Genomic DNA, 24,249 nt, shown 5'->3' with positions numbered 1-24,249 from the left:
ACGGCTCCCGCCCGACGGAAGTTTCACCGCCACGGTACACCACTACGACGGGTTGGAGCGGTGGAATTTCAGCGTCCTTCCGCAACTCGTGCAGACCGTCTACGGCGGCGGGGCCGTACGTGCGGCCTACAAACAGGCCGAGCTGGGCTACGACATCGCCCTCTGCGACGAGGAATTCACGCAGCTCGATGTGCGTTATGCGGCCGAGTATACCTACTGGAACCTCTCCGCCATGGAGTTGTATGCCGCATCCATGCGCCAGTATGTCAACATAATCCGCTCGCTCAAGGAGGTCGTCGACCGCCGTTTCGCCGAGGGCTACATTGCCAAGGGCGACGTGCTGATGATCGACGCCCGTCTGAGCGAAGCGCAGTACGGGCTGGTGAGTGCCGAGCGGAACTATACCGTCGCGCTGCACAATTTCAACATCCTGCGCGGCACGGATCCCGACCTTGCGGTGGAACTTGCCCAGGGCATCCGCGATTCGCTGCCGCAGCCTGCGCGCCTGCTGCCCGACGAGGTGCTGGGGCGCCGTCCGGACTATATGGCTGCCCGGTTGCGCAGCGAACAGGCCGACGCGGGTATCCGGGCGGCGCGCGCGCCGTTCAATCCGCAGGTGAGCGTCGGCATCGGCGGCTCGTGGCAGCCGTATTTCCCCAACCGGACGGGCGCCACGACGGTCGACGGCTCGGCGTTCGTGAAACTCACGCTCCCGATTTTCCATTGGGGCGAACGCCGCCGCGCCACGGGTGCGGCACGCGCCGTCCAGCGGCAGAGCGAGTGGAACACCGCGCTGCTGCACGACAATATCGTGCGCGACGAGATGAACGGCTGGACGGCGCTGGTCAACAGCAGGGCACAGGTCGATGCCACGGAGCAGAGCCTGCGCATCGCCGGCGAAAACCTCGACATCAGCACCTATTCCTACGGCGAGGGGCTCTCTACGATCCTCGATGTGTTGCAGGCGCAGCTGAGCTGGATACAGCTCTACACCAATGCAATCAAGGCTCATTACAACTATGCCGTGGCGGTATCGGACTACCTGCGCATCACGGCGCAGTGAGCGGCGGCAGGCAGGCCTTGCCCGGCAGGCCGTCGCGGCGGGGATGCCTGTTCCGGCTGCGGAAACCGCATGGCCGAGACCGCCTCTTCGGGACGCCGCCGCCGGTTTCCTGCCGGCGGGGCACAAAAAACGGGGATTTTTCCTGAAAATCCCCGTTTTTCGTATCCCTTGCCTGTCGTTTCAGGCTTTCGCAGGCTCGGTGCTGACCACCGCGATTTCGTGCGATACGGGTGCGACCTTGCGCAGCATCTGCATCATGCCGCAGTACTTTTCGTGCGCCAGCGTCACCGCACGGCTCACTTTGGCCTGGTCGTCCTCGGTGTCGCATTCGATGTTGTAGACTACGTGGAACGATTTGAAGGTGCTTTCGGATTGGGGCGTTTCGTCCGAGAGCTCGCCCGAAATGCCGATCTCGAAGCGTTTGGGGCGGAAACGTTCCTTGTCCATAATCATCAGGGCTGTCTTGCCGACGCATTTCGCCGCGGCATAGAGCAGCAGTGTCTTGGGGTTCATCTCTTCGCAGCGGGGCCCGCCTTCGGACGTGAAGTCCGCATCCCCGGAGAGTTGCAGCGTTACTTTTTCGATCATAAGTCACAGAATTTATGTTGAACGCTGCAAGCGGGGCAAGAATCGTACCTTACCGGTATGCCCCCGCGGTTTCCGCCGCCGTTTCCGTACGGCGGACGGGGTGCACGATCTTAAAGCAGGTGCCCTCGCCCGGCGCGGAGACGACCGATATCTCGCCGCCGAGTAGTTCGGTGATCGTACGGCAGATGGAAAGCCCCAGCCCGACGCCTTTTACATAGGAATCGGCCTTGTAGAATCGCTCGAAGATTCGGCTCAGGTGCTCTTGCGAAATGCCTTTCCCCGTATCCCTGACGAACAGTTCGACCTCTCCCGCACCGTCGGCCGTGCGGTACCCGAACGTAATGTTGCCCTTGTCGGTAAATTTCGCGGCGTTGTTTATCAGGTTGTTGACGACCTGTTTCAGCCGCGAGGCATCGGTGCGGATTGTCGTGTCGGCCTGCGGGAGTTCGAGCCTCAGTTCGACCTGCGGGGGCATGGTGAGCAGTTGGGACTGGTAGATGTCCGACAGCAGCGTGTGCAGCGAATGCTCCCCGAAACAGAACTCCATGGTGTTCGACTCGATCTTCGAAAGGTCGAGGATGTCCGATATCAGACGCAGCAACTGGTCGCCGTTGGCCGTGATCAGGCGACTGTACTCCTGCCTTTCCGTTTCACTGAAGGGGACGTCGTCGCACGTCAAGAGGTTGGCGAAGCCGATGATGGCGTTGAGCGGCGTCCGGATTTCATGGCTCATGTTGGCCAGGAACGCCGATTTGAGCCGGTCGTTTTCGCGGGCCTTGTCGCGGGCTTCGCGCAGACGTCCTTCGATCTCCTTGTGGGGCTGGATGCTCTGGCAGATACCCACCACGCGATAGGGCGAGCCGTCGTGTGCCTGCCCCAGGTATACGGATTGTCCCTCGAACCATTCCCATGTCCCGTCGCAGCGGCGGACGCGGTAGGCGTATGCCTCGGGGGTGAGTATCCCGGATAGCTGCTTTGCGAATGCTGCGGAAAGGGTTTCCCGGTCGTCGGGATGGAGCATGTCGAAAAAGGCCCCGGGACTCATCGAACAGTCGCCGCGCGGGATGCCGACGTGGTCGAACCAGCGGGCGTCGATGACCATTCTGCCGTTGTCCAGGTCGAAGAACCACGGGAAAATTTTCGTTTGCGCCATCGCCATGTCGAGAATGAACCTGCGGCAGACTTCCTCTTCGATGTCCCGGAACAGGAATACTATCCGGCGCAGTTTTCTATGCCGGTCGTAGTGGCCGACGAAGCGGCCTTCGATATAGAATTTCAGATTGTCCCTGCCGGATAGCTGTATATAGCTCCACGGCGGCAGATCGCCGTAGGTTTTGTGCTGTTCCAGCCCTTTGAAAATAGCGGGCAGAAGGTCTTTTTTATCATGACAGACAGAGAACAGGTCGGAAATCCTCAGCGGATGCGGAAAATCCCCCCCCCGAGGCGGAGTGCTTTGAATGCCTGCATGTTGATATCCGTTAATTCCCCTTCGGGCGTCAGCTCGATGCAGGCAACGGAAACCCGGCTGAGCGTGTCGCGCACGGCCGGGGCCTGTATCCCCGGCGCGAGGGCGGGCTTGTTACGATGGAAGAGACGCAATTTCATGTTGACTGGGTTAAGGGCGTAACGGTCTGGCTAAGGTATGGATAATTTTCAACAGATGCAAACCGTCCCGGTCGCCGCCGGGGTGTCGGTTCCGGTTTTATACCGGTATATTTGGTGCGGGGGTATGCGGGAAAGGCAAATTTTCGTATATTTGCCCTTTGTAAGAATTTATGTGCGTATGCGGAAAAAACTGAGCTTGTTGCTGACCCTCGCGCTGTGCGCGGTATGCACCCTGCGGGTGCAGGCCGGGGAGCCCGAAAGTGAGACCTTTATCGAGCGGGGACGGTCGTTGTTCGACTACGGCCGCTGGAGCGATGCCCGGCATGAGTTCCTCCGGGCCCGGGACGTGCTCGCGCCTTCCGACCGTGTCGCGGCGCAGACGGTCGATTTCTACCTGGCGGCCTGTGCCGTCGAGCTGGGCAGCCGCGATGCCAAAGGGGCGCTCCGCGATTTCGAGGCGCGTTATCCCGGTTCGGTCTACGCCAACGACGTGCGGTTTTCGCTGGGGTCGCTCTATTGCGCCGAGGGCGATATGAGGCGTGCCCGCGAGGCCTTCGCAAAGACCGATTACAAGGCGCTGAGCCGCTCACGCAAGGAGCAGTACGACATCCGCATGGGCTATGTCGAATTCACCGACGGCAATTACGACAAGGCTTTCGGTTATTTCGACCGCATCGGCCCCCAGAGCGAATATGCCGACCATGCACTCTATTACAAATCCTATATCGACTATGCCGAAGGGCGCTACGGGCGTGCGAAACAGGGCTTCACGGCCTTGCAGCGCAGCGATGCCTACCGTGCCGTGGTGCCGTATTACCTCCTGCAGATCGAATTCCGCGACGGAAACTACCGTTATGTCGTCGAGAACGGCGACGAACTGGTGCGCCGCGCCGTGCCCGAACGCCGGCAGGAACTGGAGCGCGTCATCGCCGAATCGTGGTTTCACCTGGGCGACTATAACAAGACCATCGGGCATCTGGACGCTTTTACGGCTGCCGGCGGCGAACTCGACCGTGACGGCAGCTATCTGATGGGCTTCTCGCTTTACCGCACGGCACGCTATCCCGAGGCTGCGGAGTTCCTGCGCAAGGCCTGCGGTGCCGAGGATGCGCTGACGCAGAATGCCTCGTACCACCTGGCCGACTGCTACCTGCGTGCGGGTGACAAGCAGGCCGCCATGCAGTCGTTCGCCATGGCTGCGGACGACAAGCTCGATCCGGCCATCGCCGAAGATGCGCTGTTCAACTACGGCAAACTGCAATACGAGCTGGGCGGCGGTGCCTTCAACGGCGCGATCAACGTGCTGACGCGCTATGTCGCGCAGTATCCCGATTCTCCGCGCGTGGGCGAAGCCCGTTCGCTGCTGATCGCGGCCTACTACAATTCGAACGATTACGACGCGGCTTACCGGGCCATCAAATCCTTCCCGACGCAGGATGCCGACATCCGAGCCGCATTGCAGAAGATCACCTATTTCCGCGGTCTGGAGGCGTACAGCGCCGGCGACATGCGTGCCGCGCAGCGTTACCTGGCCGAATCCGCGGCCATCAATGTCAGCCCCAAATACAGTGCGCTCAACTCCTTCTGGCAGGGCGAAATCGCCTTCGCACAGGGCGACTATACGGTCGCTGCGGCCAAATACAACGCCTACCTGAAGCGTGCCCCCCGCAGCGAGGACGAATATGCCATGGCGCTCTACAACCTCGGCTACTGCGATTTCTCGCGCAAGGACATGGCCGGGGCGCGCAGTTCGTTCGAGAAGTTCCTCGAAGCCTATCCGGCCCGCGACCGCTACCGCGCCGATGCCTACAACCGGCTGGGCGACATCCGCTATTCCGACCGCGAATTCGAAGCGGCCGTAGGGGATTACGACCGTGCCGTTGCGCTGAACACCCCCGAACGCTATTACGCACAGTATAAACGCGCCGTGACGCTCGGCATCCTCGGGCGCACGGAGCCCAAGCTGCAGGCGCTGCGGCAGATCGTTGCCGCAGGGCAGGGCGACTATGTCGATGCCGCCTCGTACGAGCTCGGCCGTTCCTATATCGCGCAGGAACGCTATGCCGAAGGTGCCGGACAATTGGAACGGTTCATTGCCGACTATCCCTCGTCGCCGCGCCGTGCACAGGCGCTTGCCGACCTGGGGCTCGCCTACCTCAACCTGGGGGACAAGGAAAAGTCGCTGAAATATTACGACATGGTGGTCGAGACGGCCCCGCAGTCGTCCGAAGCCAAAGGGGCCATGCAGGGTATCCGCGAGATCTATGTCTCGGACGGCAAGGTCGACGACTATTTCGATTATGCCGCCAGGGTGGGCATGGAGAGCGACCTGACAGCCGTGTCGCGCGACTCGCTGTCGTTTGCCGCCGCCCAGAAACTTTACCTGGCCGGGCAGACCGACGCTGCCGCCAAGTCGCTGCGCAGTTATGTCAGGAGCTACCCCAAGGGGTATTACCTGAACGATGCCCTCTATTTCCTGAGTGACTGTTACCTCCGCACGGGCGAGCGCGGCGATGCCATCGAAACCCTCACCGAACTGGCCGGGCAGGGTACGAACCAGTATTCGGTCACGGTGCTCGAGAAACTTTCGGAGCTGACCTATGAGGACAAGCGTTACGACGAGGCCGCCGCCGCATTCCGCAAGCTGTACGACGTCACGACGACGGTGGCCGGGCGCGAGGATGCCATGACGGGCTACGTGCGCGCCACGCTGGCCGGGGGCGACGCTTCGAAAATCGAGGCGATGGCTGCCGATGTCGCCGCGCATCCCGATGCCGGGGCCGTGGCGCTGCGCGAATCGAAATTCGCATGGGCGGAGTTGCTGCGGCAGCAGGATCGCCGTGCCGATGCCGTGAAGCTTTACAGGGAACTGGCCGCGGACGTCCGCTCGAAGGAGGGTTCCGCCGCTGCCTATTACGTGCTGGAGGATACCTTCGAAAAGGGCGATATGGACAAGACCGAGAAGGCGGTATTCGCCTATTCCGAACGGGAACCCCAGGCCTACTGGCTGGCCAAGGCCTTCATCCTGCTGGGCGACGTCTATGTCCGCAAGGGAGACAACTTCCAGGCGCGGGCGACCTACCAGAGCGTCGCGGACGGCTATTCGCCTGCCGACGACGGGATCGTGGACGAAGCCAAGGAACGGATCGCAAAACTGAACTGACGATGAAACACATGTTGTTTGTAGCCGCGCTGATGGCGGCATTGCCCTGGGGCGCGAGCGCGCAGGTCGAGAAACGGGTCGAAGTGACCAAGGCCTATGTGCCGAGTGTGGAGGGAGCGTCGAAACTCGCTGTCGTACCCGACATGACCGATACGGTGAAGATGCGTCCCGAGATCGACTATACGATCACGCCGCTGTCGTTGCAGACCACCCTCGCCACGCGGCCGATCCGTCCCGCGACGGTAACCTACTGGGAATTCAACCGCCCGCTGCCTTTCTACCTCAAGGCCGGGATGGGCTACCCGTTCAATTCGGTGTTGGATTTCTATGCTTCGAGCCAGAACCCCGGGACAGGGTATGTGGTGGGCTATGTCAACCACGAGGGGCGCTATTCCAAGATCGGGAACGACTTCGGCGTCAAGAACAATTCGACGCGGATGCTCAACCGCATCGGCGCCGCTGCGGGTAAATATTTCGGCCGCCACGTGCTCGAGGGCGACCTCTCCTACGAGAACCGCATGTACCACCGCTACGGTATGTACCTCGCGCCGGACATCTCTGCCGATGCCGTACCCGGTTCGATGGCCGATTACGGCGATGCGAACATCGCGGTGCGCTTCGGCGACGATTTCCAGGATCTGAGCCGCGTGAATTTCGAAATCGCCATCCGGGGCGGCATGTTTTTCGACCATTCCGAGTGGCCGGACTATAACGACAAGGCCCGCCAGACCACGCTGGAAACCCACGCGAAGATCGCCCGCGCTTTCGGGCGCCACCGCCTTGCCGCCGAGATCGGTTACGAGCGGCTCGCCGGACAGAAGGCCCTCGACGAATATAACCAGCAATTGATACATGCCGCGCTGCGCTACGGCATCGAGGGCGGGGTAGTGCGCCTCGAGGTCGGTGCCGATTATTACCACGACAAGGTCAAGTCCGTCGAAGCGGAAAATTATATCATTCCTTTCGTGCGGCTGAACCTGAACCTCGGGACGGACGGGCTGTGCCCGTTCTTCGAGATGGACGGCAACGTCCGCGAGAACAGTTACCGTTCGCTTACGAAGCTGAATCCCTATCTGCTGAATCCCGTATTCGGGACTAAGAGTTCGGTCGATTACAACGGCCGCTTCGGTATCGGGGGCAGTATCTGGCGCGGGAAGTTCGACTACCGGGCCTATGCCGGGTTCTCGATCCGTGACAACCACCTTTACTGGTACAGTGCCGATGTCGTGCAGGGGAGCGATATTCTTGCCGCCGGGCTGACCATGCTGCCGTCGATGGCCCGCCAGACCGTCTTGTCGTTCAACGGCGAGGTGACGTGGCGTCCCGCGAGCAGTTTCCGGACGGAGTTGGGCGTGCACGGCTATATCTATAACGACGACGAGACCAAACTCCATAACGGTGCCCCGGCTTTCGATGGCAATTTTTCCGCCCACTACGACGGCCGCAAGATTTCGTTCGGCGCGGGCATCTGGCTGCAAAGCACCCGTAAATGGTCCGACTACCAGATGGATGCAGCATCCGGGGCGGAGAGTTTCGCCAGTGTCGAAGTGCCCTTTGCCGCCGACCTGCGGGTCAATTTCGACTGGAAGGTTTCGGGACGCATTACGCTCTTCGCCGAGGGCCGTAACCTGATCAACCGCCGCCTGTACCAATACCCGTGGTATCCGGAATACGGGGCAAATTTCACGGTCGGGGTGAAAGCCAACTTCTGAAATCCCACCTCCGGTCTGTGACGCGGGGTATTGCCATGGTTTTTTGCAGGAATTTGCACATTTATGTGACATATTCAAAAAATATATTAATTTTGTGAAGCCTGACATGGTATAAATACAACTTTTTGAACTTATATGGCACTGAAGAACCTCCCCAAGATATGTCCCTCCTGCGGTAAACGATTGAGCGTACAAGCGATGCATTGCAACGGATGCGATACGCATATCGAAGGCGACTACAACCTCCCGGTGATGATGCAGCTTTCGGCTCCCGACCAGCAATTCGTGCTCGATTTCGTAAAAAGCAGCGGCTCCCTGAAGGAGATGGCGCAGAAATTAGGGCTCAGTTACCCCACGGTACGCAACCGTTTGGACGACATAATTGCTCAACTTAATCAATTCGAAGGCGATGAACAGGATTCTTAACCCGTTTGAATACCTCTCTACCGGGAAAGCTCTCGGTTGGGGCCTTGCCGGGACTATTTTTTCCATCTGCCTGCTGACGGCGGTGAGCTGGCCTGTCGGTGACGACCTGTCGAAGATCGTCACGATCCTCTCTTCGAACCTGCTGTTGTGGATTCCCCTTTCGCTGTTGCTCTACGTGCTGGCCCTGCTCTTCTCGCCGTCGCGTATCCGCGCAGTCGATATCTTCGCCACGAATCTTTTCGCCATGCTGCCTACGATCGTCATACTCGGGGTGCTGAGCGTACCCTCGAAATGGCTGGGCGGGCTTGTCTGCGAGCCCCGGAGCGTCTGCGAAGTGATGAAGCTCGCAGGCTATAACCTGATCGTGATCCTGCTGTCGGTCTCGATGGTCTGGTCGATGGTCTGGGGCTGTTTCGCCTACCTCGTCTCGGCCAATATGAAAGGGTGGCGCGGGGTTTCCATCTTTGTCATCTGCTATGTCTTCGTCAGCGTCGTCAACCAGTTGCTGATCGCCTATTCGAAATAAAATACCGGAATCATGCCGCGCGGGACGTCTTCGTCCCGTTTTTTATGCCTTTACTGGAATGCACTGGCCGGCTGCTGCATCCGGTATGCATTTTTTTTGCCGGCAACACAATACGATTGGATTTTATGCCGGCGGCAGGTTTGTTCGTTGACGTTTTTTCATGCCGCGATGGAGCAAAAAAGCGGTGCCCGGGGCTATGTGACCCGGGCACCGTATAACAAAAAAAGGGTGAGCTCCTTATATCGCACCGCTACGACCACATACCCTTGCTCGATTCCTCGCCTGGGGGATTCTGTGGGAGCTGGTCGTATAAGACTCACCCGGGCACAAAAGTAGGAATTTTTTATATCTTTGCAAAAATTTTCGGCCCGATGCGTAAAAAAACTTTTCGCTATATCCTTTTCGCCTGCCTTGCGTGCCTGCTTGTCGCGGGTTTTGTCCTGCGGCAGCAATTTTACGGGAATGCCGTGCGCGCGGGGCGCGACCTCTATATCGGCAGCCGTGCCGACTACCAAAGCCTCACCGATTCCTTGCTGCCCCGGCTCAGGCACCATTGGGCTTTCGGTGTCTATGCCCGGCGCATCAACCTGCCGGAGACGTTCAAGCCCGGCCACTATGTGCTGGAGCCCGGGATGAGCGTGATCCGGGTAGCGCGGATGCTCAAACTGGGGCTTCAAACCCCTGTACGGGTTTCGATCAACAATGCCCGCATTCCGGCGCAGCTCGCGCAGAAACTCGCCCGGCAGATCGACGCCGACTCCACGGCGATCATGCAGGTGCTGACCTCGCCCGAAGTGGCGCGTGGCGTGGGTTTCGACAGCGTGACGCTCTTTTCGATGTTCATTCCCAACACCTACGAGTTCTACTGGACGGTGACGCCCGAAGAGTTCGTGCAGCGCATGAAGCGAGAGTACGACCGTTTCTGGACGCCCGGGCGCGATGCCCTGCGCGAACGCAGCGGTCTGAGCCGGCTCGAGGTCATGACCCTCGCATCGATCGTCTACGAGGAGACCCGCAAGACCGACGAGATGCCCCGTATCGCAGGGGTGTACGTCAACCGCCTGCGCAAGGGGATGCCCCTGCAGGCCGATCCGACGGTCAAGTATGCCATGCAGGACTTCGGGCTGCGGCGCATCCTGCACAAACACCTGAAATACGAGTCGCCCTACAATACCTACCGGAACAAGGGGCTGCCGCCTTCGCCGATCTGCATGCCCGGCATCGACGCCATCGACGCCGTGCTCAATTTCGAGGAGCATGACTACCTTTTCTTCTGTGCGCGTGCGACGTTCGACGGTTACCACAACTTCGCACGGACGCTCCGCGAGCACAATGCCAATGCCCGGGCATACAGCGCCGAACTGAACCGGCGCAAGATTAAATAATTTTTCGTACATTTGTCCTAATGCTTACGAAGATCTACGAACAGAACCCCTCGGAGCGGGAGTTGCAGAAGGTGGTCGACGTGCTCGTTCACGACGGGATCGTCATCTATCCGACCGACAGCGTCTATGCTTTCGGCTGTTCGCTCCATTCGCCCAAGGCCATCGAACGCCTGCGGCGGATGAGGGGTAAGGATGCCGAGGCTTTTTCGGTGGTCTTCGGGGATATCGCCCAGGTGGCGGAGTATTGCCGTGTGGACAACACGGCGTTCCGGATCCTGAAACGGAACCTGCCGGGGCCCTTCACGTTCGTGCTCACGGCATCCTCGCGCGTGCCCGACAAGGCGCTCGAGAGGCGCCGTACGATCGGCATCCGCATTCCGGACAACGCCGTTTCCCGCGCCATCGTCGCCGCCCTGGGCTGCCCGCTCGTCACCACGTCGGTGAAGGACGACGACCAGGTCGTGGAGTATACCACCGATCCTGAACTGATCCATGAGCGCTATGGCCGCGACGTGGCGCTTGTGATCGACGGCGGCATGGGGGACAACATCCCCACGACGGTCGTAGACCTTACGGGCGACGAGCCCGAAGTGCTGCGCGAGGGCAAAGGGGAACTGCAATGAGATTAATATAAACAGTATATGGAAAAAACGAATTTCTGGAAAGATGTCGCCAAGTACGGCGCGATCATAGGCGCCCTGTTGGCCGTCTCGTTCATGTTGGAAACCCGATTGCAGATTTCGGCCAGTTTCGGCCTGTACGCAATCGAATGGATTGCCGTCGTCGTACTGCATTACTATCTGCTGCACCGTTTCACGCGCCGGTATTCGATGATGTATACCGCCGAGGAGGGTTTCTCCTTCGGGCAGGGGTACGCTTACATCCTCTCCGTCTCGACCGTTGCGGGGCTCATCGTCGGTATCGTGCAATACCTTTACCTGCACTTTTTCATCGGTTACACCAACTATACGGAGCGTACTACAGCCGCATTATCCGATTATATAGGGCGGAACGGCGGGGTGCCGGCCAACATGGAATCCATGCTGTCGCAGATGTTCGACCAGATACAGAATACCCCCGAACCTTCTTTTTTAAGAACGCTGTGGGCCGTAACTTTCGTGAGCATTCTGTTCGGTGCCGTTTTCGGCCTTATCATTGCAGGCGTGTTGTCGCGTGCGCCCAAACCGTTCGATACCCCGCTAAGCGAATAGGGACATACCGTGAATAATAAACTGGACATATCCGTCGTAGTACCACTCTACAATGAGGCCGAGTCCCTGCCCGAACTGGTGGCATGGATCGACCGCGTTGCCGTGTCGCATGGCTATGCCTACGAGGTGATCCTCGTGGACGACGGTTCGTCAGACGGCTCCTGGGAGGTTGTCGAGTCGCTCAGGGAGAAGTACCCGGCGATCCGCGGCATCGGCTTCGCCCGCAATTACGGCAAGTCGGCAGCCCTGTACTGCGGTTTCGCCGCAGCCGAAGGCGAGGTCGTCATCACGATGGATGCCGACCTGCAGGATTCGCCCGACGAGATTCCCGAACTGCGCCGCATGATCCTCGAAGAAGGGTACGACCTGGTATCCGGCTGGAAGAAGAAGCGCCGCGACCCGGTCGGCAAACGCTGGCCGAGCAAATTCTTCAACTGGACGGCGCGCCGGGTCTCCGGCATCAAACTCCACGATTTCAACTGCGGGCTGAAGGCCTACCGCCGCAAGGTCGTCAAGTCGATCGAGGTCTACGGCGAGATGCACCGTTTCATTCCGATTCTGGCGAAGCAGGCCGGGTTCCGCCGTATCGGCGAAAAGGTCGTCGAGCACCACGCCCGCAAATACGGCTGCTCGAAGTTCGGCCTCGAACGTACCGTGAAAGGCTACTTGGATCTGATCACCGTGCTGTTCATGACGCATTTCGGCCGCTCGCCGATGTATTTCTTCGGCAGTCTGGGGACGCTGATGTTCCTTATCGGCGGCGGGACTACGGTGTGGATCATCGCCGCAAAGATCTGGAAACAGGTGCACGGGCTGTCGCTGCGTCCGGTCACCGACCAGCCGCTCTTTTACCTGGCGATCCTCGCCGTGATCCTCGGCGTGCAGTTGTTCCTGGCGGGGTTCCTGGGCGAGCTCATCAACCGGGGTTCGTCGGACAGGAATAAGTATCTGATTGATAAAACTTTGTAAATAATTATGATACAACGAATCCAAACACTCCATCTGCTCATCGTCACGGCGCTCATGGCCGTTACGCTCTTTGCCCCGCTGGCTTGGTTCGCGGGCGACGCGGGTGAGTTCCGGCTCTATGCCTTTTCCCTGCAGACCTCGGCCGGAGAGGCTGTACAGTCGACCGTCTACATGGGCGTCGTGCTGGCACTGGCCTGCGTGCTGCCTTTCATTACGATCTTCCTGTTCAAACGCCGCCTGCTCCAGATCCGGCTCTGTGTCGTGGAGATCGTGCTGCTGATCGGTTCTGCGGTTATGGAAGCGGCCTATTATTTCCTCAGTTGGCGGGTTTTTTCCGAACTTTCGTTCCATACGCAGGGTTTCCGGCCCGCCATCGCACTGCCGCTCGTGTGCCTGCTGTTCGCCTACCTCGCTGCACGGGCTGTTTTCCGCGACGAACTGATGGTACGTGCCGCCGATAGAATACGCTGACGCGCGCCATACGACCGGACGTGGCATCAATCGGCCCGTCCGCTGAATATATCCCGCTTGCGGGATATATTTTTTTGTGCCTGCCGGAGCCGTCCGGCGGTTGAAAGGCATTCCTTGGCATTCGATTTGAAGCGGATATACAGGAAATTAGGAAATTCATTCATTCCTGTCTAAAATAAACGCTTCTATGAAAAAATCGAACTTTTGGAAGTTATTGTCCGGCACGGTGTTCTTTGCCACCGTGGCTCTGGCCTCATGTGTGGACGATAACGACGACAAGGGGATGCCTTATCTCGAAGTCACCCCCGACGTGCTCACGTTCAATGCCGACGGTGCCCCGGAAGGCGCCTCCGCATTCACCGTAAAGAGCAACCGCCCCTGGACGCTCGAAGTGCTGGAGGGCAGCGACTGGGTTACGCCCTCCGCAACTCAGGGCTCGGGCGACGGTACCGTCGAATTCACCATCCCCGCGAGCAACGTGGGCCGTATCGCCAAGCTCTCGTTCAACCTGAAGAACGCATATGGCGCCTATTGGACGAAAGAGGTCACCATCGAGCAGGGCGAGGCGCCCAAGGCCGGCGAGGTGAGCGCGCTGGTGGCCTACATCAAGAACACGTGGCCGAGCCTCGAAAGCGGTACCGAAGAGCTGAATTACAGCCAAAAGACGATTCCCGCCGTGATCCTCGCCAACAACGAGGGCGGCAATAATTTCGGCAAGCTCTATGTCGGCGACAACATCACGCTGCCCAACTCGGCCATCATCCTTTACAGCACGACCGAGTTTACCCGCGATAACAGCGCGAAATATCCGGTCGGCAAGAAGGTTACGCTCGACTTGTCGGCCGCCCAGTATGCGCCCTACGGCAATCTGCGCGAGCTGAAGAACGTCGTGGTGACCGTCTCCGACGATCCCGCCGTCGAGGTGGCCGTGCCGACGCTTTCGGCCGCGACGCTCAACGAGGGCAATTATCAGGGGCAGTATGTCCGGGTCACGAACCTCACGCCGCAGTCGTCGTTCGTCGGCGAGGCGTGGGCGACTTCCGCCAAGCGCGTCGTGCGCTTCGATGCCGCCGGAGGCGAGACTGTCCAGAGCTATATGGCTACGGCAACCGATGCCGCCGGTTTCGCCGCGATCACGATCGCCGACAAGACGGGCGCCCTGCTCGGTACCGCCGAACAGAATTTCAAGAACATACAGGTCATCCCGACCACGCCTTCGGACGTGGCCGCATTCGTCGCTTCGGGGGCTTCGCTCGGCATCTCGCCCGAGGATAACCTCGTGCTGGCTTCGACGTCGGGCGCTACGGCGACCGTGACCGTCACGGCCAACATCGCGTGGACGGCCACCATGAGCGGCGACGGCTTCACGATCTCACCCCAGGGCGGGGATAACAACGGTACGGTCACCGTCACGGCGACCGCAGCCAACGAAACCTCCGCATCGAAAGACCTGGGCAGCATCACCTTCTCGGGCGAGGGTGTCACGCCGCTGACCCTGCGTGTCGCGCAGGCCGCCAAGCCGAGTGCCGAGCCCAAGACGGTTGCCGAATTCGTTGCCTTCGTCAAGGGGCTGGCGCCTGCTTCGGGTGCCGAGGCTTCGCTCGGCGAGTGGACGGGACAGACCGTTCAGGGATATATTGCCGCCAACGACGCGGGCGGCAACCTTTACCAGATGATCTCCGTCGTGGATAACACCGGGGATGCCGGTTCGGGTATTCTGCTCGCCGATGCGGCGTACGAAACCGTCGCCGACTACCCGGTCGGTGCCCGGATAACGCTGACCCTCGATGCGACGAGTACGGTCTACAATTCCTATGGCCTGTATAAGATCAATAAGGTAACGACCGCGGTCGACAACTCGTCGCCCGTGCAGATGGTCGTGCCGTCCGTCACCCTCGCGCAGTTCAATTCGAACGATTATATGGGTATGAACGTGAAGGTTACGGGGCTCGCATTCAAGGGCGAGGCCGGCGAGATGTGGTACAGCGGTACAGCCAACTATTCGACCCGCCTGTTTACCGACGGGAGCGGCGACCTGGCTGTGCGTACCTACAAGACCGTCGCATGGGGCGGCGAGTTGATCTCGTCGACCGTGACGGCCGGTTCGCTGACCGGCGTGGCCGAAGTCTACGACGGTGCGGCGCAGCTCTACCCGCAGTCCGCGGCGGATGTCGCCGACTTCAAGGTCGATGCTTCGACGCCCGTGATTACGGAGGTCGACCCCGCATCGCTGACCTGGGGCGCCGAGGAGACGGTAACCAAGGATGTTGAGGTTACGGTCGTCAACCTCGGGTCGAACGCCCTGACGGTCGATAACGATGCGATTGCGCCCTTCACGGCCGTAGTCAACGGTACCACCGTTACCGTCACGCCTCCGGCTCCCAACACGACCTCCGACGACATCGTGCGCACGATGACCGTCTCGGTTGCGGGCGGTAACAGCCGCGAGGTTACGCTCACGCAGTTCGCGGCCGGGTCGGGCGGCGATACCAAGGGCATCTATACCTCCATGAGCCAGTTCATCCCGGCTTCCACCAGCACGACCGACCGTTACTATCCTTCCAACTCGACGATCGACGGCCAGCCCGCTACGGGTTTTAAGCTCGGTACGAGCAGCCTTGCCGGCGTATTCACCTCCGAGGCGCTGGGAGCATCCCTCACGGGCGACAAGAAACTTTCGTTCTATGCCGTGGCATGGACGGGCAAGGCCGCCACGGTCTACATCCGTGTCAACAACGGCGGAGCGGTGAGCGGTGACGGCAGCCATGCGATCACGGCCAGCGCCGGTGCTGCGGGGTCGGGCAACGACTTCACCTTCACCGACGTGACCGATTCCGATTACTACACCTTCCAGCTCACGGGGCTGACCGCCGCATCGACCGTGACGATCTCCACGTCGCCCGACTTCACGGCGGCATCGGATCGCAATACGGGGCGTGCCATCGTGTTGGGCGTACAGGTCTATTGATATGAAGAGGATGCGTAAATATCTGATACGAACGCTCCTCGGGGTTGCTGCGGTCGTGGCGGCGGGTTTCGCCGCCACCTCCTGCAGCGACGATTCCGATTCGGGTTCCGGGGTATTCCGCGTGGAGTGGGATCCCACCAAGACCGTGCACCCCGACCGGGAGGGCGCTGCCGTGCTGATCGTGGACGGCCGCGAGGGGACGTCGTGGAGGGCCGAGATCACGGCGGGCGCCGACTGGGTTTCGTTCAACCGTACGGCTCCGGGCGGGCAGACCGTCAAGACCGGAATTGCCGGAACGAGCCTCGCGGCCCGCAATCAGTATGTCTATTACTGGCCGAACGACACGAAGGACGAGCGGCATGCCATGATCCGCTTCACGTTCGACGGGCAGGCGCCCCTCGAACTGGAACTCACACAATACAGCACCTCGGCTGCCGACGATGTCTACCAGACGGGCCATAACCTTGTCTGGCCGGAAATCCCGGCCCGGAAATCCGACGATGCGTATGTCTATGTGACGCATTTCGCCCTGCTGCGCAACCAGAATACGGGTGTAACCTACAACGCCCGCAACTTTACGATGTGCTTCGACAAGACCAAGTTCGCCGCCTGGTGGGTGGCCTATCCGCTCCACAGCGCTTACACGGGTTCGGGGCGTGTCGAAACCTGGGCATACGACCCCAAGATCGCCGCCGAGTACCAGGCCAACCTGACCAAAAGCTATCCGGCACGGAATTTCGACCGCGGGCACCAGATCCCCAACGCCGACCGCAGCGGGAATGCCACGATGCAGGCACAGACCTTCTATTTCTCGAACATGACGCCCCAGAATTCCAGCCTGAACCAGAATCCCTGGGCGGCGCTCGAGAAGATGGCGCGCGACAACTGGATGTGCTCCGATACGCTCTATGTCGTCACGGGTGCCTATTGGAATCCCGGCAGCACCTTTGCCACGCCCGATATCGACGGCAAGCAGTGCCCCGTGCCGAACTACTATTTCAAAGTGTTCGTCCGCACGGTCAAGGGCAATGTCCGCCAGGCGGGCGACCGGCTGGGCGACTATCCGGCCGACCAGCTGAAGTCCATCGGGTTCTGGGTCGAAAATGCGGGCGGGCAGGGGAGTGCCCGGAGCTGGGTGAAAAGCGTTTCGGAGGTCGAAAGCCTCACGGGTTTCGAATTCTTCCCTTCGGTGCCTGCCGCCGTCAAGGCGCAGAAAGACGCCGCCTCGTGGGGACTGTAAAACCTTAAAATTTCAGAACGATGAAAAAACGATTGATATTCACCCTGTTGCTGGCGGCATTCATTGTGGCGTGCTTCGCGCAGAAGCCCTACAAGGTGATGTTCTACAACCTGGAGAATTTCTTCGATACGATCAACGACCCCGAGGTGCTCGACGACGAGTTCACCCCCGAAGGGCCCAAACAGTGGAACTCGGCCAAGTACAACCGCAAGCTGGGCAACATCGAACGGGTATTGTTCGACCTTGCGGCTGCCGACAAGGTCTATCCTGCCGTGATCGGCGTGTCGGAGGTCGAAAACCGCTCCGTGCTCGAGGATATCGTGGCGGCGCCCAAACTGGCGCCAGCCGATTATCGTATCGTGCACTACGATTCGCCCGAGGCGCGCGGCGTCGACGTGGCTTTTCTCTACCGCCCCGAAGTCTTCAAACTGGAGGGCAGCTATCCGGTGAAAACCGTCGTGCCGTCGCTCCCTAATTTCAAGACCCGCGACATCCTGACGATGTGGGGAAGGATCGACGACGAACCCTTCTTCTTCATGGTGGCGCACTGGCCTTCGCGGCTGGGCGGCAAGGACGCTTCGGAATTCAAACGCATCGCCGTCGGGGAGCAGATGCGCCGGATCGCCGATTCGGTGCTGAAAGCCGACCCCGCGACCCGGATCGTTGCCATGGGCGACTTCAACGACGACCCGACGGATCCGAGCATGGCCGAAGGCCTGGGTGCCCGAACGCGCATGAAGGAGCTCGAACCCGGCGATTTCTACAATCCCTTCGGGGACATGCTGCGTGCGGGGATCGGTACGCTCGCCTACGGCGATGCCTGGAACCTCTTCGACAACATCGTGGTCTCGGGGAACATGGTCTCGGGCGACGACGGCATGCAACTGCGCAAGGCTCCCGGTTCGAAGTACTACGGCAATATCTTCCGCAGGCATTACATGGTGCAGCGGGAGGGGCAGTACAAAGGTTATCCGCTGCGTACCTATGTGGGAAACAACTTCCAGGGCGGTTACAGCGACCACTTCCCGGTGTATATCTATTTTGCCAAATAATTTAGCTACATAGTCTATGAAAGTCAAAATTCTACTGATTTTAGTACTCTCCGTCACCACGCTGACCGCCTTTGCACAGGACGGCGGCGTCAGGGGCAGGGTCGTTTCGCGTGCGGGGCGTGTGGCCCTCGACGGCGTGAAGGTTACGATGACGCCGGGCGACGTGACCGTGATGTCCGATGAGCGGGGTAATTTCCTCATCGAGAATGTCCCTGCGGGCGAATACTCGCTGCAGTTCGAGACCCCCGAGTTCGAACCCCTCTCCATCGCCGTGCGCGTCGGCTCGCAGGTGCGCGACATCAATGCGGTCGTGTTGGTGCCCGACGTACCCCGGCAGATGATCGACGACGCCGTGTTCGCGGAGTTCGACATGGAGACCGTCGACGATGCGCAGGCATTGCCTACGTCGCTCTCGGCCTCCAAGGACATCTTCAACAACATCGCTTCCTACAAGTTCAGCGAGATGCGCTTCAACGTCCGCGGTTATGATTCGCAGTACCAGGACGTCTACATGAACGGCATCCGGCTCAACGACGCCCTCACGGGTTATACGCCCTGGTCGCTGTGGAGCGGCCTGAACGACGCCACACGTAACCAGGAGGTGACGTCAGGTATCGTGGCCTCGGACGTCGGGCTGGGCGGCATCGGCGGTATGACCAACATCATCACCAGCCCGTCGCAGATGCGCAAGGGGTTGCGTGCCAGCCTCGTGAACGGCAATTCGATGTACCGTTTCCGTGCGATGGTCACCTATGCCTCGGGCTATCAGGACAACGGCTGGTCGTATGCCTTTTCGGTTTCGACCCGCCAGGGCGGCAACTCCTATGTCGACGGCGTTTACTACAATGCGTTCGGTTATTTCGCCGCCGTCGAAAAGCAGTTCGGCCAGCGCCACCGCCTGGCGCTGACCCTGTTGGGTGCCCCCACCGAACGCGGTGCGCAGCAGGCCGCCACGCAGGAGGCCTACGACCTGGTAGGCAACAACTATTACAACCCCAACTGGGGCTGGCAGGACGGCAAGAAGCGCAATGCCCGCGTGCGTAATAACCACGAACCCATCGTGATGCTCAACTACACGTTCGACATCTCCGACCGTTCGAAGTTGGAGCTGGCCACGGCGCTGCGCTTCGGCAAGAACGGTTACTCGGCACTGACGTGGCAGAACGGCCCCGACCCGCGCCCCGACTACTACCGTTACCTGCCGAGCTATTTCGCACTCGACAAGAACTATGTCGGTGCCGCATGGCAGCAGGTCTACTGGCAGGCCAACTACCGGGACATCCGCCATTTCGACTGGGAGCAGATGTACCAGACCAACTATAACCAGAACGATCCCCTCGACGAGCAGATCTACGGCCCCGGCCGACGGTCTAACTACATGGTCGAGGAGCGCCATACCGACCAGCTGGACTGGAATCTCGCGGCCAGTTTTTCGCACATCTTCCGCGATGATTCCAGGATCAACGGCGGACTTTCGCTGCGCCGTAACCGTACGGAGTACTACTCGCAGGTGAAAGACCTCCTGGGGGGCGACTATTGGGCCGACATCGACAAATTCGCCGAACGCGATTTCGGTTCGAATACGCAGGCCTACCAGAACAACCTCGACTATTACAACAAGTACGGCCATGCGCATGCCGCCAAGGTGGGCGATAAGTACAGCTACGATTACTATGCCCACGTGCTCAGCACCCGGGCGTGGGCATCGTACGGCTTCAATGTCGGCGGTTTGGGCATCACCGTGGGCGGCGAAGTGGGCTATGCGAAGCTGTGGCGCGAGGGTTTGTGGCGCAAGGGGCTCTTCCCCGACAATTCGAAGGGCGACTCCCGAAAACTGGATTACCTGACCTACAAGGCCAAGGGTAACTTCTCGTACCGCTTCTCCGCGGCGCATGCCGTCGAGGCGAACGTCGTCTACATGCAGGAAGCGCCTGAGTTCCAGTCCTCGTTCGTTTCGCCCCGTACGCGCAACACCACGACACCGGGGCTTTCGGCCGAGCGCGTCCTCGGCGTGGATGCGTCGTACAACCTGCGCTACGGCGATTTCAAGGCGCGCATTTCGGGCTATTATACCCGCATCTACGACCAGTCGAAGGTGATCTCCTATTACGACGACGTGGCCGCCACCTTCACCAATTTCGCCATGAGCGGCATCGACAAGGTGCATTTCGGCCTCGAGGCGGCCGTCTCGATCCCGATCTACCACACGCTCGCCCTGAACGGCGCCGTGAGCTGGGGACAATATACCTACGATTCGAATCCCTATTACCTGCAAACGCAGGACAACAGCGGCGATATCGTCTCCGACGGTTATGTCTACTGGAAGGATTTCCGGGTCGAGAGCACACCCCAGACGGCCGTCAACGTCGGCCTGTCGTGGCGCTCGAACAACAACATCTACCTCTCGGCCGACTTCAACTATTACAACAACATGTATCTCTCGATGAGCCCGATCTACCGTACCGACGCCGTAATCACGGGCGGTATGGCGCCCGGCGACATCGAACACCTGCGACGCCAGGAGAAGTTCGACTCGGCCTATACGCTCAATGCCAGCATCGGCAAGAACTGGTATATCCACCGCAAGTACACGCTGGGATTCAGCCTCGACGTCAAGAACATCCTGAACAATCAGGACATCAAGACCGGCGGCTATGAGCAGACACGCCTCTCGAAAAATACCGAGACCACCGTGACGACCTACCAGGCTTTCGACTCGAAGTATTTTTACATGTTCGGTACGACCTATTACCTCAATCTCTATTTCCGTTTCTGACGGCTGGACGAATAAAACATGAATGCTATGGATAAATTATTCAAATTGTTACTGGCGGCTGCCGCAGCCCTGTTTTTCACAGGCTGTTACAGCGATTACCTGAATCCGGGGCCGGCCAGGGTCTACACCCGCGCCGATTTCGAGGCGAAGGGACTGGAATACATTTCCGTCGGGGAGCTGAAGGCGCGCTTCCGGGCCGAGAATGCGGGTATGAACGACGGTACCGTGGCGTCGTGGACGGTCGATGAGCCGCTGTTCACCTCGGGCAAGGTCATTTCGACCGACCGCTTCGGCAATGTCTACAAGTCGGTATACCTCTACGACGAGGCCTCCGAGTCGGCCATCGAGCTCAAGCTCAATACGGGCAACTACCTGTTCCATCCCGTCGGGCAGATCGTCTACGTCGACCTCGAAGGGCTCGTGCTGGGGAACTACCGCGGCATGGTCAGCATCGGTACGACCTCCTACAATGCGAGCTATTCGAACGACAATATCGAGAGCAAGATTATGCAGGACGAGCACATCTTTTCGGGCGAACAGCAGCCGATGCTGAAGTCCGATACGCTGGTCGTCACGCGCGACAACTACCGGACTGTGCTGTCGGACGACGACCTGGGGCGCCTGGTTCGTTTCGAAGGGGTCGAGAGCCGCTTCGGCACGGCGCCGTGGGGCTATAAGAACACCTTTCCCAATTATTTCGCCAATTCCGTCTCCTACGACGTGAATTCCCCCGGGTGGGAGGATATCGACCAGTGGGCTACCTGGGCGACGATGCGCATGTTGCCCGGTACGAATGCCGACACGTTTTTCTACGGCTCGGCCTGGTTCACCTACGATGCGCAGGCCGCAGGTACCGGCACGAATGCCGCCCCGGGCAACTATGTGGTGCGTACGAGCGGTTACAGCCAGTTCCGCGACAACAAAATCCCCGTATCCGGTTCGGTCGTTGACCTGACGGCCATCTATACCAAGTTTACCAACGGCTCGGGCAATTATGCGACCTACCAGCTGACGCTCAACACCGACCGGGACGTGGTGGTGAAGTGATACCGCCCTCCCCGGGACGAGGCAGTATCCCGATAAGCGTTCATACTCTGTGCGAACCGGGGGCGTATCCGGGAAACGCATACGAAAAAAGGCTGTCTGACAAATCTCAGACAGCCTTTTTCAGATACCGGCACTCAGCGTTTGTTCCACGCGCTCGAAGTCTGGTAATAGCCGATGGCGCGCGAGACCTGTTCGGGGTTTTCCGTTTCCATCGGTTCGAGGTTGTGGGGATTGTCCTCCGTGGGAACGACCCGGTACTGTTCGAAGCGGCGCACGGGCGAAAGGATCGTGAACACGTCGCCCTCGAGGTAGCCCAGATCCTGGTAGGTTGCGATGAACGCGCGGTTGACATAGCCCTCGTCGTAAATGCTGCGGCCGTAGAAATGCGAGTCGTAACTCATGTTGAGCAGCGAAAGCAGGGTAGGCATCAGGTCGATCTGTGAAACGATGCCCCCGACATGCTGCGGCTCGACGAAGCCCGGGGCGTAGATCAGTGCCGGGATATGGTATTTTTCGAGCGGGATTTCCGTGCGGCCCGCGCTCGATGCGCAGTGGTCGGCCGTGATGAGGAAAATCGTATTGGCGAACCAGGGTTGTTTCGACGCTTCGGCGAAGAACCGCCCCAGTGCATAGTCGGTATACATCACGCCTCCGTTGCGCGACTTGGCGTCGTGCGGTATGCTGACCTTCCCGGCCGGGTAGGTGAACGGGCGGTGGTTGCTCACCGTCATGACATGTGCGAAGAACGGCTTGCCGTCGCCGGCGTCTTCGTTGAGCGTGCGGATGACCTTGCGGTAGGCGTCTTCGTCGCATACGCCCCAGATGTTGGCGAAGGTGATCTCCCCGGGCTCGTACTGCCGTTGGTCGACGATCTCATAGCCGTTGCCCGAGAAGAAGGTCTCCATATTGTCGAAATAGCTGTTGCCGCCGTAAAAATATTTCACGGTGTAACCCTTGTCGCGCAGCAGGGCGCCGGTCGAATGCATCCCCGCATTGTTCGGGCGCTTGATGATGCTTTGTCCCGGGCAGGGCGGCAGCGAAAGCGTCACGGCCTCCAGCCCGCGTACCGTGCGGTTACCCGTGGCATAGACGCGGTCGAACGCCAGGCTCCGGTCGTAGAGCGAGTCGAGCACGGGCGTCAGCTGCCTGGTGTTGCCGAAATGCCCCATGAACGAGGCGCTCATGCTCTCGATCGTTATCAGTACGATGTTGCGCCGTATCTCGGGGCCCTCGCTGCGGACGGCATGCAGGTTGTCGCCCGTGCTGCCGTACACACCGTGTACGAACTCCTCGGCCTTGGCTTCGGGCTCGGTGATGTAGAACTGTTCGTAGTCGAGTTCGTTCTTGACGAACGCGTCGTAGAACTTGTAGAGTCCGTTGGCCTGCAATTCGTTCACGTAGACGTTGTCGCTGTCCTGAAACCGGGTATTGAAATGCAGCAGCCAAACCGCCAGCAGCATGGCTGCGATATAGGCCGGCCCGGCGACAGCCTTCCAGCGCCATCCGATCAGCCGGTCGGCCTGCCCCAGGTCGCGGCGGAAAAGGTACCAGGTGATGAGCAGCGTCACTACGATTATCCCGAGCGACATCGGCAGTACGGGGTAGGATTCCATGATGTTGCCCACGACCTCGTTGGTGTAGACCAGGTAATCCACGGCGATGAAGTTGTAGCGGACTCCGAATTCGTTCCAGAAGAAATATTCGCTGATCGCGTTGAAGACGATAGCCCCCACGTAGAGCGTGATGATCAGTGCGAACCATACCGTCGTCCAGTAGCTGCGGAATCCCCGGAAGAAGAGCCGCAGGGCGAACGTCCCGGCCCAGAAGCCGAGGATGCCCGAGGCTACCTGCGGTGCGACGCTGCCGTATTCGTCGAATATCGTGTTGCAGAAGGTCACGTAGCAAAATGCCGCGGCGAGTATTCCGAGGATGATGTAGCCCCACGGTTTGCAGTATTTTGTCTCCGAGACGCTCATCATGAAGAGCCACAGGAAGCCGAAGCCGATCGTTGCGGCACAAAGGACGTTACCGGCGCCCACCGGTGTGT

At 59.8% G+C, this 24,249-nt stretch carries 19 protein-coding genes and 1 other RNA gene; 15 read left to right on the top strand and 5 right to left on the bottom strand.

The features are described from left to right. On the top strand, positions 1-1,063 hold a 1,063-nt coding region (locus QVP03_RS07980; RefSeq protein ID WP_288210703.1), incomplete at its 5' end, for a TolC family protein. A 180-nt stretch (positions 1,064-1,243) separates the two neighbouring features. On the opposite strand, the gene QVP03_RS07975 is transcribed toward QVP03_RS07980, so the two are convergent. The 3 genes from QVP03_RS07975 to QVP03_RS07965 form a co-directional block, all read right to left on the bottom strand. Then, positions 1,244-1,651 carry an OsmC family protein gene (locus tag QVP03_RS07975; RefSeq protein ID WP_018695355.1) on the bottom strand — a complete coding sequence of 136 codons (408 nt, stop codon included), beginning with the start codon at positions 1,649-1,651 and terminating at the stop codon, positions 1,244-1,246. A 49-nt stretch (positions 1,652-1,700) separates the two neighbouring features. After that, on the bottom strand, positions 1,701-2,804 hold the full coding sequence (locus QVP03_RS07970) for a PAS domain-containing sensor histidine kinase (RefSeq protein WP_256166312.1): 1,104 nt from the start codon (positions 2,802-2,804) through the stop codon (positions 1,701-1,703). A gap of 260 nt (positions 2,805-3,064) precedes the next feature. After that, entirely contained in the window at positions 3,065-3,256 is a 192-nt protein-coding gene (locus tag QVP03_RS07965) for a hypothetical protein (RefSeq protein ID WP_022332978.1), read from the bottom strand. Positions 3,257-3,434: 178 nt separating this feature from the next. On the opposite strand from QVP03_RS07965, the gene QVP03_RS07960 reads away from it, so the two are divergent. From QVP03_RS07960 to QVP03_RS07945, 4 genes are all read left to right on the top strand, one after another. Beyond that, positions 3,435-6,419 carry a tetratricopeptide repeat protein gene (locus tag QVP03_RS07960; protein ID WP_022332977.1) on the top strand — a complete coding sequence of 995 codons (2,985 nt, stop codon included), beginning with the start codon at positions 3,435-3,437 and terminating at the stop codon, positions 6,417-6,419. Positions 6,420-6,421: 2 nt separating this feature from the next. Continuing rightward, entirely contained in the window at positions 6,422-8,131 is a 1,710-nt protein-coding gene (locus QVP03_RS07955) for a hypothetical protein (RefSeq protein ID WP_022332976.1), read from the top strand. 135 nt (positions 8,132-8,266) lie between these two features. Next, the gene (locus tag QVP03_RS07950; RefSeq protein WP_022332975.1) at positions 8,267-8,557 is read left to right on the top strand and encodes a DUF2089 family protein; all 291 of its coding nucleotides are present in this window, start codon (positions 8,267-8,269) and stop codon (positions 8,555-8,557) included. Next, entirely contained in the window at positions 8,541-9,083 is a 543-nt protein-coding gene (locus tag QVP03_RS07945; protein WP_022332974.1) for a hypothetical protein, read from the top strand. Before QVP03_RS07950 ends, QVP03_RS07945 begins: the two co-directional genes overlap by 17 nt. Before the next feature lie 223 nt (positions 9,084-9,306). Here the strand turns inward: QVP03_RS07945 and ffs are convergent. Then, positions 9,307-9,405: signal recognition particle sRNA small type (gene ffs, locus QVP03_RS07940), an RNA gene on the bottom strand. Between the two features lie 49 nt (positions 9,406-9,454). Between ffs and mltG the strand changes: the two genes are divergently transcribed. The 10 genes from mltG to QVP03_RS07890 all read left to right on the top strand — a co-directional run bounded on the left by mltG (position 9,455) and on the right by QVP03_RS07890 (position 22,202). Continuing rightward, positions 9,455-10,468 carry an endolytic transglycosylase MltG gene (mltG, locus tag QVP03_RS07935; RefSeq protein ID WP_022332973.1) on the top strand — a complete coding sequence of 338 codons (1,014 nt, stop codon included), beginning with the start codon at positions 9,455-9,457 and terminating at the stop codon, positions 10,466-10,468. A gap of 20 nt (positions 10,469-10,488) precedes the next feature. Next, positions 10,489-11,091: an L-threonylcarbamoyladenylate synthase gene (locus tag QVP03_RS07930; protein ID WP_022332972.1), complete on the top strand. Its 603-nt coding sequence runs from the start codon at positions 10,489-10,491 to the stop codon at positions 11,089-11,091. A gap of 18 nt (positions 11,092-11,109) precedes the next feature. Beyond that, complete coding sequence (locus QVP03_RS07925; RefSeq protein WP_022332971.1) at positions 11,110-11,679, top strand: DUF4199 domain-containing protein; 570 nt, start codon at positions 11,110-11,112, stop codon at positions 11,677-11,679. A 21-nt stretch (positions 11,680-11,700) separates the two neighbouring features. Further along, positions 11,701-12,648 (top strand): glycosyltransferase family 2 protein, encoded by a 948-nt coding sequence (locus QVP03_RS07920; RefSeq protein WP_162852202.1) that lies wholly within the window; start codon positions 11,701-11,703, stop codon positions 12,646-12,648. Positions 12,649-12,654: 6 nt separating this feature from the next. Continuing rightward, positions 12,655-13,119 carry a DUF4293 domain-containing protein gene (locus tag QVP03_RS07915; RefSeq protein WP_022332969.1) on the top strand — a complete coding sequence of 155 codons (465 nt, stop codon included), beginning with the start codon at positions 12,655-12,657 and terminating at the stop codon, positions 13,117-13,119. A gap of 187 nt (positions 13,120-13,306) precedes the next feature. Further along, positions 13,307-16,087 carry a DUF5689 domain-containing protein gene (locus tag QVP03_RS07910; protein WP_022332968.1) on the top strand — a complete coding sequence of 927 codons (2,781 nt, stop codon included), beginning with the start codon at positions 13,307-13,309 and terminating at the stop codon, positions 16,085-16,087. Between the two features lies 1 nt (position 16,088). Then, complete coding sequence (locus QVP03_RS07905) at positions 16,089-17,327, top strand: DNA/RNA non-specific endonuclease (protein WP_276791369.1); 1,239 nt, start codon at positions 16,089-16,091, stop codon at positions 17,325-17,327. Between the two features lie 20 nt (positions 17,328-17,347). Further along, complete coding sequence (locus QVP03_RS07900; RefSeq protein WP_022332966.1) at positions 17,348-18,379, top strand: endonuclease/exonuclease/phosphatase family protein; 1,032 nt, start codon at positions 17,348-17,350, stop codon at positions 18,377-18,379. 16 nt (positions 18,380-18,395) lie between these two features. After that, a complete protein-coding gene (locus tag QVP03_RS07895) occupies positions 18,396-21,155 on the top strand; it encodes a carboxypeptidase regulatory-like domain-containing protein (protein ID WP_022332965.1) in 2,760 nt (919 codons plus the stop codon). Between the two features lie 27 nt (positions 21,156-21,182). Next, positions 21,183-22,202, top strand: coding sequence for a DUF5689 domain-containing protein (locus tag QVP03_RS07890; RefSeq protein ID WP_022332964.1), 1,020 nt, complete (start codon positions 21,183-21,185; stop codon positions 22,200-22,202). A gap of 134 nt (positions 22,203-22,336) precedes the next feature. Here the strand turns inward: QVP03_RS07890 and QVP03_RS07885 are convergent. Next, positions 22,337-24,249 (bottom strand): LTA synthase family protein (locus QVP03_RS07885; RefSeq protein WP_288210702.1); only part of this gene is annotated, 1,913 nt, incomplete at its 5' end.

It is taken from the genome of Alistipes sp. CAG:29 (assembly GCF_000435435.1).
In the GTDB taxonomy this organism is placed as follows: Bacteria; Bacteroidota; Bacteroidia; order Bacteroidales; family Rikenellaceae; genus Alistipes; species Alistipes onderdonkii.
The sequence above is the reverse complement of the archived record's forward strand: the minus strand, read 5'-3'. Positions and strand labels throughout refer to the sequence as shown.

Bases quoted from the DNA above. Each gene is read 5' to 3' on its own strand.
- QVP03_RS07975 (WP_018695355.1), bottom strand. From the start codon at position 1,651: ATGATCGAAAAAGTAACGCTGCAACTCTCCGGGGATGCGGACTTCACG.
- QVP03_RS07970 (WP_256166312.1), bottom strand. From the start codon at position 2,804: ATGGCGCAAACGAAAATTTTCCCGTGGTTCTTCGACCTGGACAACGGC.
- QVP03_RS07965 (WP_022332978.1), bottom strand. From the start codon at position 3,256: ATGAAATTGCGTCTCTTCCATCGTAACAAGCCCGCCCTCGCGCCGGGG.
- QVP03_RS07960 (WP_022332977.1), top strand. From the start codon at position 3,435: ATGCGGAAAAAACTGAGCTTGTTGCTGACCCTCGCGCTGTGCGCGGTA.
- QVP03_RS07955 (WP_022332976.1), top strand. From the start codon at position 6,422: ATGAAACACATGTTGTTTGTAGCCGCGCTGATGGCGGCATTGCCCTGG.
- QVP03_RS07950 (WP_022332975.1), top strand. From the start codon at position 8,267: ATGGCACTGAAGAACCTCCCCAAGATATGTCCCTCCTGCGGTAAACGA.
- QVP03_RS07945 (WP_022332974.1), top strand. From the start codon at position 8,541: ATGAACAGGATTCTTAACCCGTTTGAATACCTCTCTACCGGGAAAGCT.
- mltG (WP_022332973.1), top strand. From the start codon at position 9,455: ATGCGTAAAAAAACTTTTCGCTATATCCTTTTCGCCTGCCTTGCGTGC.
- QVP03_RS07930 (WP_022332972.1), top strand. From the start codon at position 10,489: ATGCTTACGAAGATCTACGAACAGAACCCCTCGGAGCGGGAGTTGCAG.
- QVP03_RS07925 (WP_022332971.1), top strand. From the start codon at position 11,110: ATGGAAAAAACGAATTTCTGGAAAGATGTCGCCAAGTACGGCGCGATC.
- QVP03_RS07915 (WP_022332969.1), top strand. From the start codon at position 12,655: ATGATACAACGAATCCAAACACTCCATCTGCTCATCGTCACGGCGCTC.
- QVP03_RS07910 (WP_022332968.1), top strand. From the start codon at position 13,307: ATGAAAAAATCGAACTTTTGGAAGTTATTGTCCGGCACGGTGTTCTTT.
- QVP03_RS07905 (WP_276791369.1), top strand. From the start codon at position 16,089: ATGAAGAGGATGCGTAAATATCTGATACGAACGCTCCTCGGGGTTGCT.
- QVP03_RS07900 (WP_022332966.1), top strand. From the start codon at position 17,348: ATGAAAAAACGATTGATATTCACCCTGTTGCTGGCGGCATTCATTGTG.
- QVP03_RS07895 (WP_022332965.1), top strand. From the start codon at position 18,396: ATGAAAGTCAAAATTCTACTGATTTTAGTACTCTCCGTCACCACGCTG.
- QVP03_RS07890 (WP_022332964.1), top strand. From the start codon at position 21,183: ATGGATAAATTATTCAAATTGTTACTGGCGGCTGCCGCAGCCCTGTTT.